The 15,028-nt window shown below is 71.9% G+C and carries 18 protein-coding genes; 4 read left to right on the forward strand and 14 right to left on the reverse strand.

Annotation, left to right across the window (positions count from 1 at the left end; genetic code table 11):
* Positions 1-7: 7 nt before the first annotated feature.
* The 3 genes from QSK03_RS10235 to QSK03_RS10245 form a co-directional block, all read right to left on the reverse strand.
* A complete protein-coding gene (locus QSK03_RS10235) occupies positions 8-550 on the reverse strand; it encodes a YbhB/YbcL family Raf kinase inhibitor-like protein (protein ID WP_285651202.1) in 543 nt (180 codons plus the stop codon).
* A gap of 97 nt (positions 551-647) precedes the next feature.
* On the reverse strand, positions 648-917 hold the full coding sequence (locus tag QSK03_RS10240) for a hypothetical protein (RefSeq protein ID WP_285651204.1): 270 nt from the start codon (positions 915-917) through the stop codon (positions 648-650).
* A 7-nt stretch (positions 918-924) separates the two neighbouring features.
* Positions 925-1,248 carry a DUF6247 family protein gene (locus QSK03_RS10245; RefSeq protein ID WP_285651206.1) on the reverse strand — a complete coding sequence of 108 codons (324 nt, stop codon included), beginning with the start codon at positions 1,246-1,248 and terminating at the stop codon, positions 925-927.
* 227 nt (positions 1,249-1,475) lie between these two features.
* On the opposite strand from QSK03_RS10245, the gene QSK03_RS10250 reads away from it, so the two are divergent.
* A complete protein-coding gene (locus tag QSK03_RS10250) occupies positions 1,476-4,841 on the forward strand; it encodes a DEAD/DEAH box helicase (protein WP_285651208.1) in 3,366 nt (1,121 codons plus the stop codon).
* On the opposite strand, the gene QSK03_RS10255 is transcribed toward QSK03_RS10250, so the two are convergent.
* From QSK03_RS10255 to QSK03_RS10285, 7 genes are all read right to left on the reverse strand, one after another.
* Positions 4,838-5,170, reverse strand: a complete 333-nt coding sequence (locus tag QSK03_RS10255) for a hypothetical protein (RefSeq protein ID WP_285651209.1) — start codon at positions 5,168-5,170, stop codon at positions 4,838-4,840. The two genes, QSK03_RS10250 and QSK03_RS10255, sit on opposite strands and share 4 nt — an antisense overlap.
* Before the next feature lie 60 nt (positions 5,171-5,230).
* Positions 5,231-5,611 carry a DUF7674 family protein gene (locus tag QSK03_RS10260; protein WP_285651210.1) on the reverse strand — a complete coding sequence of 127 codons (381 nt, stop codon included), beginning with the start codon at positions 5,609-5,611 and terminating at the stop codon, positions 5,231-5,233.
* Between the two features lies 1 nt (position 5,612).
* Entirely contained in the window at positions 5,613-6,749 is a 1,137-nt protein-coding gene (locus tag QSK03_RS10265; RefSeq protein WP_285651211.1) for a WXG100 family type VII secretion target, read from the reverse strand.
* Complete coding sequence (locus tag QSK03_RS10270; RefSeq protein WP_285651213.1) at positions 6,749-7,072, reverse strand: hypothetical protein; 324 nt, start codon at positions 7,070-7,072, stop codon at positions 6,749-6,751. The genes QSK03_RS10265 and QSK03_RS10270 overlap by 1 nt, the downstream gene beginning before the upstream one ends.
* 112 nt (positions 7,073-7,184) lie before the next feature.
* Complete coding sequence (locus tag QSK03_RS10275) at positions 7,185-7,619, reverse strand: hypothetical protein (protein ID WP_285651215.1); 435 nt, start codon at positions 7,617-7,619, stop codon at positions 7,185-7,187.
* A 94-nt stretch (positions 7,620-7,713) separates the two neighbouring features.
* On the reverse strand, positions 7,714-8,085 hold the full coding sequence (locus QSK03_RS10280; protein WP_285651216.1) for a hypothetical protein: 372 nt from the start codon (positions 8,083-8,085) through the stop codon (positions 7,714-7,716).
* 120 nt (positions 8,086-8,205) lie between these two features.
* Positions 8,206-9,282: a glycoside hydrolase family 172 protein gene (locus tag QSK03_RS10285; protein ID WP_285651218.1), complete on the reverse strand. Its 1,077-nt coding sequence runs from the start codon at positions 9,280-9,282 to the stop codon at positions 8,206-8,208.
* Positions 9,283-9,351: 69 nt separating this feature from the next.
* On the opposite strand from QSK03_RS10285, the gene QSK03_RS10290 reads away from it, so the two are divergent.
* Positions 9,352-10,074, forward strand: a complete 723-nt coding sequence (locus QSK03_RS10290) for a DUF4253 domain-containing protein (protein WP_285651222.1) — start codon at positions 9,352-9,354, stop codon at positions 10,072-10,074.
* A gap of 9 nt (positions 10,075-10,083) precedes the next feature.
* On the opposite strand, the gene QSK03_RS10295 is transcribed toward QSK03_RS10290, so the two are convergent.
* Positions 10,084-10,770 (reverse strand): TetR/AcrR family transcriptional regulator, encoded by a 687-nt coding sequence (locus tag QSK03_RS10295; protein WP_285651224.1) that lies wholly within the window; start codon positions 10,768-10,770, stop codon positions 10,084-10,086.
* Positions 10,771-10,852: 82 nt separating this feature from the next.
* Between QSK03_RS10295 and QSK03_RS10300 the strand changes: the two genes are divergently transcribed.
* Entirely contained in the window at positions 10,853-11,716 is an 864-nt protein-coding gene (locus QSK03_RS10300) for an NmrA family NAD(P)-binding protein (protein WP_285651226.1), read from the forward strand.
* On the opposite strand, the gene QSK03_RS10305 is transcribed toward QSK03_RS10300, so the two are convergent.
* On the reverse strand, positions 11,707-12,162 hold the full coding sequence (locus QSK03_RS10305) for a DNA polymerase ligase N-terminal domain-containing protein (protein ID WP_285651228.1): 456 nt from the start codon (positions 12,160-12,162) through the stop codon (positions 11,707-11,709). The two genes, QSK03_RS10300 and QSK03_RS10305, sit on opposite strands and share 10 nt — an antisense overlap.
* 26 nt (positions 12,163-12,188) lie before the next feature.
* Complete coding sequence (locus QSK03_RS10310; RefSeq protein WP_285651231.1) at positions 12,189-13,019, reverse strand: endonuclease/exonuclease/phosphatase family protein; 831 nt, start codon at positions 13,017-13,019, stop codon at positions 12,189-12,191.
* 295 nt (positions 13,020-13,314) lie between these two features.
* On the opposite strand from QSK03_RS10310, the gene QSK03_RS10315 reads away from it, so the two are divergent.
* Positions 13,315-13,737: an ester cyclase gene (locus tag QSK03_RS10315; protein ID WP_285651234.1), complete on the forward strand. Its 423-nt coding sequence runs from the start codon at positions 13,315-13,317 to the stop codon at positions 13,735-13,737.
* A 3-nt stretch (positions 13,738-13,740) separates the two neighbouring features.
* Here the strand turns inward: QSK03_RS10315 and QSK03_RS10320 are convergent, their stop codons facing one another.
* Positions 13,741-15,012: a ferric reductase-like transmembrane domain-containing protein gene (locus QSK03_RS10320; protein WP_285651237.1), complete on the reverse strand. Its 1,272-nt coding sequence runs from the start codon at positions 15,010-15,012 to the stop codon at positions 13,741-13,743.
* Between the last annotated feature and the right edge of the window lie 16 nt (positions 15,013-15,028).

Genomic DNA, 15,028 nt, shown 5'->3' on the forward strand with positions numbered 1-15,028 from the left:
TCCTGGTTCAGCCGCTGATCTCGTAGGTCGGGGTGATGATCGCGCGCCCGATGCTGTGGAAGAAGAGGTTGAACCCGAGGAACGCCGGCGTGGCGTCGGCGCCGACCCCGAGGTCCTCGACGTCGACGGCGTGCACGACGAAGAAGTACCGGTGCGCGCCGTGCCCGGGCGGTGGCGCGGCGCCGATGTAGCGCTTCGCGCCGGCGTCGTTGGCCAGCGTGACCGCTCCCTGCGGCAGCAGGCCCTTGTCGGGGTCGCCGGCGTCGGTTTCCAGGCTCGTGGTGGACGCGGGGATGCCGGTGACGGCCCAGTGCCAGAACCCGCTGGCGGTCGGGGCGTCGGGGTCGAAGCAGGTCACCGCGTAGCTCTTGGTGCCCTCGGGCGCGCCGGACCAGCTCAGCTGCGGCGTGACGTCCTGGCCGCCGGCTCCCATGATCCCGCTGACCTGCGCGTTCGGGAGCGTCTGCCCGTCGCTGACGTCGGTGCTGGTGACGGTGAACGTCGCGACGTCGGGCAGGAACTCGTAGGGGTCGGGCGGCTGGTGGGACACGGTCGTGGCCTCCTTGGTGCGCGTGTCTTACTCGCCGCGCCGAGTACCCCCGAGTCGCGGACGTCCATGCGTTCCGGACGGACGTCGAGCACGGGACTCAGCCCCGCGTCTCAGGGGCCACCATGATCTGCCAGGTGGCGACGACGTGCTCGCGGTCGTGGACGACGAAGAGGGCGAGACCGCGACCGTCGGGGCCGAACGTCGCCGTCTGCGACCCGCGCGGGTTGCTCGCGACGTAGGGGCGTCCGGCGGCCCACGGATCGTCGCCGAGAGCCGCCCACAGATTCAGGAAGCCCGCGACGAACTCCGGCGGCAGCGCCTCGATGGCCGCGTCGATGTCGTCGCCGACCGTCTCGACCCGGTACACGGGCGCCCTACATACCGGCGTGCGCCCGAGTGATCTCGAAGGGTTCGTCGTCCGGTACGGGCTCGCCGGTGATGAGCTCGGCGGCCCGGCGCACCGCGCGCCGGAAGGCGTCGGGGTCGGACTGCAGGACGGCACGGCGGCGCCACTCCTCGAGGACGTCGTGGACCGGTGCGAGGTGCAACGTCGACCGGGCCTTCTCGAGAGCGGCGTCGTACGCCGCGAGGAAGGCCTCGCGGTCCTCGGGGAAGAGACCGGAGTGGATCGCCGCCGGCGACGCCCCGAGGGCGAGCGAGCGGTCATCCGGGTGCTCTCGAGGCGCCGGAGCGGTCATGCCGATGACGGTAGCGGGCCAGTCCGACATCGCGATCGCGAATCCGGCGACCGCGTCGCTGAGCTGTGTGAGCGTGCCTCCGCTGCCCGTCATGACCGCCCTCCCTCCGACGCGACGTCGGGGCAGCTGGGCGTCGTCGTGGGTCGCGTGGTCGGAGCACGGGCTGATCGCTGCTCTGACGGACATTCGGGATCTTCTGAGCGGCGGAGCCGAAGCTCTCTCGGGTCTTGCTGGAGGCCTTCGACGCCTTGGCGCGCCACGACGCCGGCACCAGCTCGCGCGGTGTCGAGTGCAGCCGCTTGGCCTTCCACGCCGCGATCGCGTCCCAGTACCGCTGGTCGTCCGGCGTCATGCCGGGAAGCTCGATAGTCACTCGTCCCCCTTGTTCGAGTGGCCACGGCGATATAGATCTCATCTCAATATCGACACAGCCTGGTCACGGTCCACGCCGCGAGACGGGGTCAGGAGCCGCCGTGGCGATGCCGCGCGGCAGTACTTGGGGCCGTCGACCAAGGGCTTCTCCTGCCCGTGACAGGCTGCGGATCATGCCGGAAGGCGTCGACGACGACGGGCTGTACGAGTCCTTGCACACGGCGGGCCTCGAGCGCCGGCTTCAGTCTCTCCCCGCCGGTGCGGCCGTGTGGGACAAGATCGGTAGCGCCGCCGCTCCGGACGTGCTGGCCCGCCATGTCGCCGAGGTCGTTCGTCGCACCCTGACCGATCACTCCGACGACGCCCGTCGGGAAGCGCTCGTCAACGGCGTCGTCGAGCTCCTCGAGTCGTCCGAGGACGACGCCATCGTTGCCCTCGAGCAGCTCCTCGCCATCAGAGTCGCGCCGGGTGTGCACCGAGTCATCCGCCCAGCGACGCCGCTATCGGAGACCGCGCTCCTCACCAACACGCCCGACGAGCCGTCGCTCGGAGCCGAGCTGCGCGCCGAGATGGCCAGCGCCGACCAGGTCGACCTGCTCTGTGCGTTCGTCAAGTTCCACGGGATGCGCCTGCTCACCGACGAACTCGAGGAGCTCCGCAGCCGCGGCAAGCGCCTCCGCGTCATCACGACGACCTACCTCGGCGGCACCGAGCGCCGCGCTGTCGACGAGCTCGTCCGTCGCTTCGGCGCCGAGGTCAGGATCCGGTACGAGGAGCAGTGCACCCGCCTGCACGCAAAGGCGTGGCTCTTCCGTCGCAACACCGGGTTCGACACCGGGTACGTCGGCAGCTCGAACCTTTCGAAGTCCGCGCTCGTCGACGGCCTCGAATGGAACGTCCGCATCTCATCGGTGGCGACGCCTGCTCTCGTGCGCAAGTTCGAGGCCACCTTCGACACCTACTGGAACAACCCCGACTTCCGCCCTTACGACCCCGACCGCGACGCCGACCTCCTCGATCGCGCCCTGGGCGCACAGGCCGGTGGCGGGTCATCGACGCTCGTCCTCTCCGGGCTCGAGGTCCGGCCCCGCCCGCACCAGGAGCGCATCCTCGAGGCGCTCGAGGCCGAGCGCACCGTGCACAACCGTCATCGCAACCTCGTCGTCGCGGCCACCGGCACCGGCAAGACGGTTGTCGCCGCCCTTGACTACCGCCGCCTCGGCGGGGCAGAGCGGTCCCTGCTGTTCGTCGCTCACCGCAAGGAGCTGCTCGACCAGGCCCGACGCACCTATCGCGAGGTGCTCGGCGACGGCACGTTCGGCGAGCTGCTCGTCGGCGGCGAGCGCCCGACACGGTGGCGGCATGTGTTCGCGTCGGTGCAGTCGTTGCGCGACGTCGACCTGGGCGCCTACGACGTCGCCGTTATCGACGAGTTCCACCACGCGGAGGCGCCGTCCTACCGCGCGTTGCTGCAGCGACTCGACGCCGGCGAGCTCCTCGGGCTCACCGCCACGCCCGACCGCGCCGACGGCGTGGACGTCCGCGAGTTCTTTGACGGCCGCACCGCCGTCGAGATCGGGCTCGGGGAGGCCCTCGAGCAGGACTTGCTCTGCCCGTTCCACTACTTCGGGATCGCCGACAACACCGACCTCTCGCGCCTCGAGTGGAAGCGTGGCGCCTACGACGTCGACGCCCTCGACGAGCTCTACACCGGCAACGACGCCCGCACCCGTCTCGTCCTCACCGCTCTCGAAGCCCGGGTCACCGACCCGCGCCGCATGCGGGCTCTCGGCTTCTGCGTCTCCGTCGCGCACGCCGAATACATGGCATCGAAGTTCAGCGAGGCCGGCATCCCGTCGCGCGCCGTGACCGGCGAGACGGCGCGAGTCGACCGCGACCAGGTCGCCGCCGACCTCCGCCGCGGCGACGTCGCCTGCCTGTTCACCGTCGATCTCTACAACGAGGGCGTCGACCTCCCGACTGTCGACACCGTCCTCTTCCTGCGCCCCACCCAGAGCGCGACGATCTTCCTCCAGCAGCTCGGCCGTGGTCTCCGACGCGCGCCGGACAAGGCCGTCCTGACGGTGCTCGACTTCATCGGCCAGCATCGTCGCGAGTTCCGCTTCGACCTCCGCTACCGCGCGCTGACCGGCTCGACGCGCGCAGGGCTCGTCCGCGACATCGAGCAGGGGTTCCCGTACCTGCCGTCGGGAAGCCGGCTGCTCCTGGACCGCGTGGCGGCCGAGGTTGTGCTCGCCAACGTCAAGCAGGGACTGCGCGGCGGTCGGAAGGCGCTGGTGGACGACGTCCGTTCGCACGGCGACCTGTCGCTCGTCGCGTACTTACGCGAGAGCGGCCACGAGCTTGCCGACGTCTACGGGCGCCCAGGGGAGAGCTGGACGGCCCTGCGCCGGGACGCCGGCTTCCCGACCGCCGACCCGGGCCCGCGCGAGGACGAGCTGCTGCGCCGGATCGGGAGCCTGGTACACGTCGACGACCTCGAACGCGCCTCCACCTACATGCGCCTGATGCTTCCCGAGGGACCGCGGTTTACCGACCTCAGCGCGACCGAGCGCGTCCTCGCGCACATGCTCGTCTATACAATTTGGCCCGATCTCGGCAATCACGTCTCCGCCGACTACGCGTTGAGGACGCTGCGGCGGCATCCCGCCTTTGTTCGTGAGGCGACGACCCTGATGCGTCTGGGTACCGACGAAGCTCGTGTCGTGCCAGGCGACCTTGGTATCCCGGGCGTCGAGCTCCGCTCGCACTGCACGTATCGCCGTGATGAGGTCCTCGCGGGGATCGGCTGGGCCGACGGCAAGCGCAAGACGCGCGGCCAGGCAGCGGGAGTCGTCTACAGCGAGAGCACGAACGTGGACGCGCTGCTCGTGACCCTCCGCAAGGAGGACAAGGAGTTCGCGCCCTCGACGCGGTACCGCGACTACCCGATCTCCGCTGACCTCTTTCACTGGGAATCACAGAACTCGACGACCCTCAGCTCGGCGGCGGGTCGACGGTATATGGAAGGAACAAGCCACGTGCTGCTGTTCACCCGGGCGGCTCGTAGCGATGAGTTCGGGGGAGGGGCACCGTTCGTTTGCCTAGGCGCGGCGCGCGTTGTCGAACACCACGATGAGCGTCCGATCTCCATTACGTGGCGTCTCGACCGTCCGATGCCGCAACCCGTCTTGCAGGCCAGTGCACTCGACGCGGCTTAGACTGAAATAGGTCTGTCGCTACTGAAATGGTCGGCAGCAGATTCGTCGAGCATGTCTCCGACGACCTTGAGGATGTCTCGCCAGAGACGATCAATTTGCTGGCCGGCACCATCGCCGCCCAACTCCGGGTCCCTCTTGCGGAGATCGTCGTGACGTTCGGACAGGAGGCGGCGCGCGTCTTCGCAGCGGTCGTCGATGCCGAGCGCGTCCTCCTTCGCCGGGATGCGCAGTACGGGCGAGAACGGCGCGTGCGGCCAGGCTTCGGAGCGCGTGCGTGGATCGCGCTCAAACATCCGGGGCTGCGGGATCCCCGGTGGAAGGTTCGTCACGAAGACTGGAAGGTGTCGCCGCGCCGATGACCACCGCGAACGGGACAGAGCGGCTGCGCATCAGTTCGGTGTCCGGTTCTCCATACCGCGTAGCTCCGCGCGGAGGGCCCCCGAGAGCTGATCGACGACCTCCCGTCCTGTGTGACCGACGTGCGGCATGGCTTCGAGGAATCCGGTCACGACGATGGTCTGGATGTCGTCGTCGCCGGTCTCGTACAGCTCGCTGACGGCGTCGACGGCACGGCAGGCGTTGGCGTCACGGCCCAGGGTGTCGACGAACCACTGACCGATCTCGTCGAGCAGCAAGGTCGGGAGAATCTCCCCGTGTTCGGCCTCGTGGTCTCGCACGAGCTCGCCGGCCACGGAGGAGGTCGCGGCGATGGCTTCCGCGACCCGACGACCGTCGTCCTCGTTGATGGGTACGTCGTCGTTGCTTCCCATGTCAGATCCTCCCCAGAGCGTTGAGGAGATTGTTCATCTCGTTGGTGGCGATCGCGCGGTCCTCCGGCGAAGCGTCCTGGTTGCGGCGGAGCCAGTTGCGCAGGGCGCGTACTGATTCGTTCGCCTTGGTGATGTGGTGCTTGCCGCCGACGTCGCCACCCGTCAGTCGCTCCGCACGGACAGCATCCGCCGTCGTCCCATCGCCCGCGCGGCTCGGCGAGTCGGCTCCCCGGTACAAGCGTCGAACGATGTTGTCCAACCGCGGATCCCGGACGACAGGCCGCGCTGCCGACGGCCGTTGCGGGAACGGCGGAGGCTCGCCTCCACCCCCGACGGGCTGGACTCTGTCGTCGCCGGTGGCGTTCATCGCAACGGAGATCGCGCCCGCGCCGGCGATGCCGGCGCCGGTGGCGATGAGGCCTGCCGAAGCGATGTTGAGGGAGACGCCCGCCGGGGCGCCGACACCGGTCGCGTCGAGCGCGAATCCCCCCACTTCGCCGACGCCGCCGAGCGCCATGAGGCCGCCGCCGGCGAGCATGGCGGCCACATCGCCGGGATGGTGGAGGGCGGCGTTGCCGACGGACGCGGCGCCGTTCACGAGGTCGCGCCCGACGTCGACCACGGCGTCACCGACGTCGTCCCAGAAGCCCCGCTCCTCCGGTGCCGCCGCCGCGGCGTCGTCGAGGGTTCGGGAGGCGTCGTCGCCGGCTGCGGCCAGCTGACCTCGAGCTCGACCGAGGATGTCGTGCGCCTGCGCCCGCCCGACCTCGCCGGGATCGGTCGGAGTGCTCGCAGCGCGCTGGGTCGTCGCCTGGGCTTTGGCGAACAGCCGCACGGCTTCCGCCGCCTGCCGCTGGGCCCACTCGAGGGTCTCGGCGTAGACGTCGAGTGCCCGGCTCGCGACGGTGAACGCGTCGCCGGCGTCCTGCCACGCGGGCGGCTGCATCGCGAAGCGGCCGCGGAAGGCGTCGGCGCCGTCGCCGCTCCAGCCCTGCGGCGTGGTGATGCGGGCGAGCCCGTCGCCGGCCTGGGAGAGGTTGCCCGCGAACGCGATCATCGATCGCGCCACCGCCCGGGCCGCGTCGGGGTCGCCGGGCACGAGCAGGCGCGGGTCGGCGGTCTCACCCAGCTCGGCCATCAGCGGGGCGCCGGGTCCGGTCCGGGCCGCCGGAGGACGTCGTCGAGGCTGCCCTGCGTCGCGTCCTCGGAACAGAGGTACGCCGCGGCGGCGACGGTCAGGTGCTCGCCGGCGGAGCGGCCGTCCTCGACGAGGTGGGTGACGCCGTCGTGCCAGCGCCCGGAGAAGGCTGTGAGGCTCCCGGCCAGACGGTCGTGTCCCAGCACGCCGGCGCCCGTCGCGAGCGACCGCACCGGGTGCGCGGCGACCTGGTCGACCGTGCGAGCGATGCCGTCGGCCGCGGCTCGCAGCGCCGACAGATCCACCTCATAGCCGTCGGCCATGCCACGCACCCCCTGGCTGGCCAGCGTGGCAAGACCGGGCGCGATCGCGCAGGCAGATGGAGAAAGCACCCGCATCTGGGCTGAGATCCGTTCGGTGGCGGGCCGCTTGCGCTCAGAACTCCTCTACCGGATCCAGCGGCTGACCGCGCCGAACGGGGTCGTCACCCAGCGCTCGTAGGAAGGTGCCGGCCAGCTCGCACCACCGCCGCGCGGGCACGGCGGTCGCCTCCTCGAGCCGGACGCAGGCCGCGGGCAGGTCCCACTCGTCGTCGCAGAGTTGGGGGACGAACCCACCGCCGGACACCGTCCATTGCGCGATGCGGCTCGAGCGACGTCCGGAACTGCGCCGGAAGATGTCCCCGAGCCGTGGGGTGCGCCGCACCGCGGGATAGCGCGCGGCCCACGGCCACGACGCGAGGGCGCGAACCAGAGCGGGATCCAGCTCCGCCACGGTGTCGATCGCGTGCACGCCGGAGACCAGGCAGCCGACGGCGAGACCTTCGCCGACATCGGTCTGTTGGCGCGCTCTCGTCAGACCTGCGGGCATCGCCCCTATGGTCCCGGGTGGGGCCGTCGCTGAGAGAGCGGCGCACCGGCCGGGATCACGGAGACTCGCGAGCCCGACAGATGGGCTCAGGAGATCAGGCCGGCACCTGCTCCGCCGACACCGCGCGCACGCCGCCGTCGACGAGCACGAGGTGGTCCTTGCCCGGCTCGCGGACCAGGATCGCCTCTTCGATCTGCGCGAGCAGCGACTGCAGCGAGGCGGCCTCGGCGTCGTCGAGCGCGTCCGGGTCGTCGTCGAGCGACGGGCGGGCGCTCGGGGCGACGCCCTCGTCGTCGCTGACGTGCTCGGCGAGGCGGCGCGGGCAGACGTGCAGGCGCACGGCCGGGTCGACGGGCTCGCCGTCGAGGTCGGTCAGGTCCACGCCGTCGGCCGGGGTCGTCCCGTCGAGGTTGGCGCGGAAGGCAAGGGCGGAGAGGAATCGGTCGTAGCGTTCCTGGTCGTTCATCGGCGGTACCTCCTTGGTCGGGCCCCGATGGTGCGAGGAGGAAGCGGCACCCTGCCACATCGGAGAGGTGTGACCCTCGCCGGACGGGCAGTGACGTGCCTCGCTGATGCCGCTGCTCTCCTACTGATGGGGGAGGCGTTCCCCGACCGGAGCCACCTCGAACGGCGTGTGCGGCTCCGCTTGGTACCAGTAGGCGACCGACGACCAGTCGTCGCTCCGCCGGTTCGCGTGACCGTGCTCGATGCTCACGCGGATCGAGCGCTGGAAGACCACCGGGTCCTCGATGTGGAAGCGGTACAGGCTCACCGGGCCGCGCCAGTTCTTGCCGCCGGCCAGTGTGACGCCGTGGTACGGCGCCGAGTAGGTCTGGGTGGGGCACCAGGCGGTGTTGACGTAGTCCTCGGTGCCCGTCCCGTGCAGAGTCGGCGGCCAGACGTCGCCGTCGATGAAGATCATGTCGTCGCCCTCGCCGTACCAGTTCCAGCGGCGGGTGCGGCGCCGGTTCTGGATGTTGAGCACGCAGCCGACGTAGTGCCCGTGGCCCTCGGCCTCGAGGATCGTGTAGTTGTCATTTCCTGTCAGGTTGGTGCCACCGAACTGGTAGTGCGCGTTCGACGGCCCCGGTCGGACGCCCTGGGTGAGCTGTCGGCGCCACTGCGCGTGGAAGCGCCCGACGTCGTCGCCGACCTCGTCGAGCTCCTCGTAGTCGACGTAGAAGTAGACGAGCACGTCGGCGTCCTCGACCTCGCTCGTGATCTCCATCCGCGCGCCGGCACCGAAAGGCATCGCGAACCAGCAGTTGAACGCCTTGCCGTCCTCCGGGCTCATCTGCAGCGGCAGCGAGACGAAGTTGGTGGTGCGGCCGTGCCCGACGCCGAAGAAGTCGCCGAGCGGCACGGCGACGCTCGGGTGCTCCTCGCCGTCCCACCACGCCCGCAGGACGAGGCGACGCAGGAGGTCGTCCGTCTTCCCGCGGGGGTTCCGGACGGTGCGCGACGCGGCGACCGTGACCCAGAGGTGGGTGACGACGCCGGCGCCGGCGACGTCGAGCATCGTCGCGGTCTCGCCGGGGCGCAGGGTCGCGCGATCGTCGTTGCCGCCGGTGCGGTCCCAGCTCGAGGAGCGACGGCGCCGGGTGCGACGCAGCCGGGGCAGGTCGCGCAAGCTCGATCCGTGGGGGCCGTAGTCGACGGTCATGGCTCCAGGATCCCCGGCGACTTCGTCGCGGGAGGGAACCGAAACGGGTTCGGCGCCATCAAACGCCATATGACGACTTCAGACTTCTCACTCCCCGACACGGTCGAGCTGCTGCGGGACGGCAGCCCGACCGTGTACGACGACCTGCTGCGCCACGCCCGCACGGAGAACTGCGTCCCGGTGTGGCTTGCCCACGACGACTGCCGGCTCGGGGTCCTGCCCGTGCCGGACGACCCGAGCGGCGCGATCGGTGCCCATGACCCCTACCGCGTCCTCTCGGAGTGGTGGCCCGGTCCGTGTCCCGACGGCTGTGCGTGCCTGGACCCCTTCCTGGGGGACCTGCCAGAGCTCACCCGCGCCGGTGCGGAGGACCGATCACGGGCCCGGCGCACGTTCGACGAGGCAATCGGGATGGCCGAAGACCTCGTGGTCTGCCCGCCCTCGGGACTGAGACTGGCCCTCGTGCGGGCTGCTCGGCCGGCCGACATCCCCGCGGTCGTGGGCTGGGGCGGAGCGTGCAACTACTCGCACCAGGACAACGTCCGCCTCAGTGCCGTCCTGCGGAGCTGGGAGGAACGGTTCGGGGCCGTCCTCTCGGTGATGACGATGTCCACGCTCGTGCTGTCGGTGGCGTTCCCGCCGACGACGGACGATGAGGCCGATCTCGTGGCGTCCGAGCACTTCGCCTTCTGCCCGGACCAGGTCGACCCGCAGAACGGCACGGTCTACACCCCCCGGAGTTACGGGCGGACGATCCGCAACGCCCGTCACTGGCGGTTCTGGTGGGACTGAAGGCCCGTCCTACGCGCCGGCCGTGATCCGGTCGAGCCACTCGCGCAGCACCCCCAGCTCAGCCGGGCTCAGGGCGTCGACGTCCGGCAGCGCCGCGCGCAGCGCCGAGGCCGCGGGCACCGGGCCGGGCGACGGGAGCGCGGGCGCGTCGGTGGTGATCGCGGCGATGACGGCCTCGCGGGCCGTGACCGCGAGCTGAGGGTCGCGGTGCTCCTCCGGCGTCGCGATGAGGGTCAGGGCGGTGCCCTCGCCGACGGCGCGGACGAGGGCGACGGCGCGCTCCTCGGGCACGCGGAGCCGGCCGGCCTCCGCGATCCGTCCGATGCGCTTGGCCAGGACGCTCGCGGCGGCCTCCATCGCCGGCGAGCCGGGGCGGGTGCGGGCGTACATGAGGTCGTAGAGCGCGGGGTGGGCGAGGCCCATCGCGATGTGCTCGTCCCAGCTCTGACGCAGCTCCTCGACGGGGTCGGGATGCGGGTCACCCGCGGTCTTGCTGGCGGTGTACGCCGCGAAGCCCTGGGCGGCGACCGCGTCGAGGAGGCCCTGCTTGTCACCGAAGAGCCGATAGATCGTCGGCGCCTGGACCCCGGCCGCGGCGCTGACCGCGCGCGTCGACACCGCCTCGGCGCCTCCACCTTCGAGCAGACGCAGGGCGGCCGCGACGATCCGCTCGCGCGGCCCGTCGTCGCTCTCCATGTTCACGACGATAGCGCTGACGCGCTTCCACCGCTAACAACGGTGCTACCGTCGAGGCGTTACCACTGGAAACGGAGATGTCATGATCATCGTGACCGGGGCGAGCGGCCAGCTGGGCCGCGCCGTCCTCGAGCGGCTCCTCGACCGCGTGCCCGCCGACCGGGTCGGTGCAAGCGTGCGCGACCCCGGCAAGGTCGCCGACCTCGCCGCGCGCGGCGTGCGCGTCCGCCGCGGCGACTACACCGACACGGCGAGCCTCGCCGAGGCGTTCGAGGGCGCGTCGCAGGTGCTGGTCGTGTCCGCCAACGTCCTCGGCGAGGAGGCCCTGCGCCAGCACCGGACGGCGATCGAGGCGGCCGTCGCGGCCGGCGCCGACCGCGTGCTCTACACGGCGCACATGGGCGCGAGCCCGACCTCGCCGATGCCGCCGATGCCCGACCACTTCGCGACCGAGGCGATCCTGCGTGGCAGCGGCGCCGCGTGGACGTCGCTGCGCAACGGCTTCTACGCCTCGACCGTGCCGATGCTGCTCCAGAGCGCCTGGCACACCGGCGAGTTCCGCACGCCCGAGGCCGGGACGGTCGCGTGGACCACCCACGGAGACCTCGCCGACGTCACCGCCCTGGCGCTCACCACCGACACGTTCGACGGCCTCACGCCGCCGCTGACGGGGCCGGAGGCGCTGTCGATGGAGCAGGTCGCCGCGCTGGCGTCGCAGGCCGCCGGGCGCACGATCCGACACGTGACCGTGTCCGACGACGACTACCGCGCCGACCTCGTTGGGCACGGCGTCCCGGAGACGGCGGCCGACATGCTGCTGACCATGTTCGCTGCGAGCCGCCGCGGCGACTTCGAGCCGGCCGACCCGACGCTGGCCCGCCTGCTGGGCCGCCCCGCGACGCCGCTGTCGACGGTGCTCGACTCGGCGGTGCCGGCTCAGACGTAATCGTCGTTGGTGCGGCCGGTGAGCACCGAGGTGTTCTCGGTGGCGGCGGGGTCCCGGTCCGGCTCCGCGGCGTCGTCGCGGGTCTTGACCAGGATCCAGTCGTCGCCGCCGGTGCGCGTGAGGGCGTAGCCGCCGGTCAGCTTCGTGCCGTCCAGCACGACGGAGAGGTGCCCCGCCGCGAGCGCCCCGGCGGCCGTCGTGTCGGCGTGGCGCATGGCGTAGGTCCCGGTGTCCCAGACGATCACGGTGCCGGAGCCGAGCCGGCCCTCGACATTGATGTGGTCGAGGGCGTGGTCGTCCACCCGGCGGGCGAGCCGGCGCTGCGCCGGGTCCGTCGACGGGCCCTTGGGCACCGCCCACGACACGAGCACGCCGTCGATCTCGAGCCGGAGATCGAAGTGCAGCGTCGACGCGTGGTGGCGCTGGATGACGAACCGATCGGGCACGGCGCCACCTCCTTCGAGGGTCCTGCCTACCCGCTCGGGCGGAGGTCGGCGACGAGGGGCCGGTGGTCCGAGGCCGTGGTGTCCGGGGTGTCGGGCGGGTCGACGGTGGTCAGGCCGCGCAGGAAGACGTAATCGATCTTCCCCTCCGCGGTGGTGGGGTGCTCGGCGCCGGGATCGACCTCGGTGAACCCCGCGCGCAGGGGCGCGAGCTCGGGGTCGGTGGGGCCGATGTTGAGGTCGCCGAGGACGACGGCGGGCCTGGCGGTCGCCGCGTCCGCCAAGCGACGGACCTGGTCAAGGCCGACGCCGTTGAGGCCGAGGTGGGTGTTGTAGACCGCGACCGTCGGGCCCACGCCGGTGGTCACGCGCAGGCTCATGAACCCGCGCTGCTCGTCGCGGTGGTCGGGCGGATAGGCCGTGATCCTCGGGTCGCTCACGGGGAGCCGGGAGAGCACGGCGAGACCGAAGGCGACATCGTCCGGGCCGGTGCCGCACGCCGGGCCGAGCGCCTCGTTGACCGGCGCGCGGGCCTCGTCGGGTGTCGGCGGCCGGATCGGGCCGGGCACCGACCGGTAGGCCATGCCGTGGTCGCGCTGCAGGATCGCGGCCAGCTCGTCGGCCTCGCCGGCGCAGATCTCCTGGAGCGCGAGGACGTCGGGGTGCTGCACGGCGATCACCTCGGCCCAGTCGGACGGGTCGTGGGCGTGCGTTTCGACGTTCCAGGTCATGACGCGCAGGGCAGCGGGGTCGGGCGGCGGGGCGGGTGCCGGCGTCGAGCAGGCCGCCATCGCGAGCAGCGCGACCACGCCGAGGCCCCGCCGGACCCGTCGCCCCGGCCGGACCCTCGGACGCCGCACGCCCTCATCGTCGTCGCACGCGTCGGGAGGGTGGGGAGAGGGGCCGATCACCCCACGTCGCCGGCCGGCGACCCACGGTCCAAGAGCGACGACGACGGCCGCCGATCGACGCGGAAATGCGGCCTGCCGGCCGATCGACCGTTGCTGCCGGGCGGGGCCACGATCCGATCGTGCCGATCGGTCGGGAGTGACGGGGGGAGCCGGCGAGCACGACTCGGTCGTTCGCTGACCTCCGTTTCCCCGGAGGCGCGACTGGACGGCATGCCCCGTTCGCCGACGAGACAGGGACACCGCCATGACCGACCCCGCACAGATGCGCGATCTCCTCCGGCGCCTGGAGGACGCGATGAACTCGCGGCAGCTGGAACTGCTCGACGACATCATGGCCGATGACTTCGTCCGGCACTGCCAGGCGACGCCCGACTTCGACGTGCGCAGTCGCGACGACTTCAAGGAGTTCCTGCGGGCGAACACCGCGTCGTTCCCCGACAACGTCCAGACCTTCGTCCACGTGGTCGCCGAGGACGACCGCGCCGGGATCTGGGTGACCTACGAAGGCACCCAGACCGGCTCGTTCGGCCCGTTCCCCGCGTCCGACCGGAAGGTCAGCTTCGACTTCGGCGGCATCGTCCACGCGCGCGACGGCAAGCTCGCCGAGTTGTGGGTGACCTGGGACAACATGACCATCCTGGGACAGCTCGGCCAACTGCCGGCGTGACGGTCAGCCGAACCGCTCGGTCGTGATCGCGCGGGCCGGCACGCCGAGGTGCCCCAGCCCCTGCAGGGCCGCGCCGACCAGAGGCGGGGGTCCGCAGACGAAGTACTGGTGGCTCTCGGGCACGCCGGCCGGCAGCACGGCGCTGAGCATCGCCGGGTCGAGGCGCTGCCCGCCGGTCCGCAGCACGGCGAGGTCGAGGCGGTGGGAGAGCGCGCGGATCTCCCCGGCGAAGAGCGCCTCGCCCTCGGTCTCGGCGAGCAGGAGGGCGTGCGCCCTCGGGTCGGCGGCCGCGGCGTGGGCGCGCAGGATGCTCATGATCGGCGTGACGCCCACCCCGCCGGCGATGAGCACGAGCCCGCCGTCGCCGCGGACCGCGACCTCGGTGGGCACGAACGCGCCGTGCGGCCCGTCGAGCCACACCCGTCGCCCGGGCGGGAGGTCGTGCAGGCCGCCGCTGAACGGGCCCTGGTCGCGGACGGTCAGCTCGAGCAGTCCGGAGCGTGTCGAGGCGGCGATCGTGAACGGGTGCTCCTCGGCGAACGGAACGCGGCGCAGGCGCAGCCACACGAACTGGCCGGGTTCCGGCGGCGGGTCGAGCGCGCGTCCGTGCGGGCTGAGCACGACGGTCGAGGTGCTCGACGACTCCGGCCGGACAGCGGTGACGAGGTACGCCCCGCGTCCGAGCAGCGGTGCGACGAGCCAGCGCCGCGCGAGCAGGGCGAGCACGACGGCGCCGAGGATCGCCAGCAGCACGCCGATCAGCGGGTTCTCGGTGAGGTGGCCGAACAGTGCCACGTGGGTGGCGACGAGGACAGCCACGAGCGCACCGAACACCGCGTGCACCCGCGCCACGAGCCCGAAGCGACGGACCGACCTCCGGGGCAGCACCACCGCCGCGACGAGGATGACGCTCAGCGCGGCGATCCCGGCCTTGATGGGTGGGCCGACGGCGACGATGTTGAGCAGCCCCAGGCCGCGGGGCGAGTGCGAGGTCGCGGCGACGACGTGGGCGAGCACGAACCCGGCCGCGGTGGCGCCGAGACGTCGGTGGGTCCGCGTGCCGAGCTCGACGCCGAGCAGCCGGGTCAGCCCGCGCACCCGGGACGCGAGGACGACGGCCGCCGCCATCAGGACGGCGGCGATCAGCCCGAACGCGCTGGTCCAGCTCACCGTCTCGCCGAGCGCAGGCGACGCGAGCGAGAGCGCGAGGGCCACGAGCGGCATGACCAGCACGAGAACCAGGCCCATCAGCCACGCCCGTCCGCGCTCGGTCATGGACGCGGACGCTAGG

This window comes from Actinomycetospora sp. NBRC 106375 (assembly GCF_030269665.1).
In the GTDB taxonomy this organism is placed as follows: domain Bacteria; phylum Actinomycetota; class Actinomycetes; order Mycobacteriales; family Pseudonocardiaceae; genus Actinomycetospora.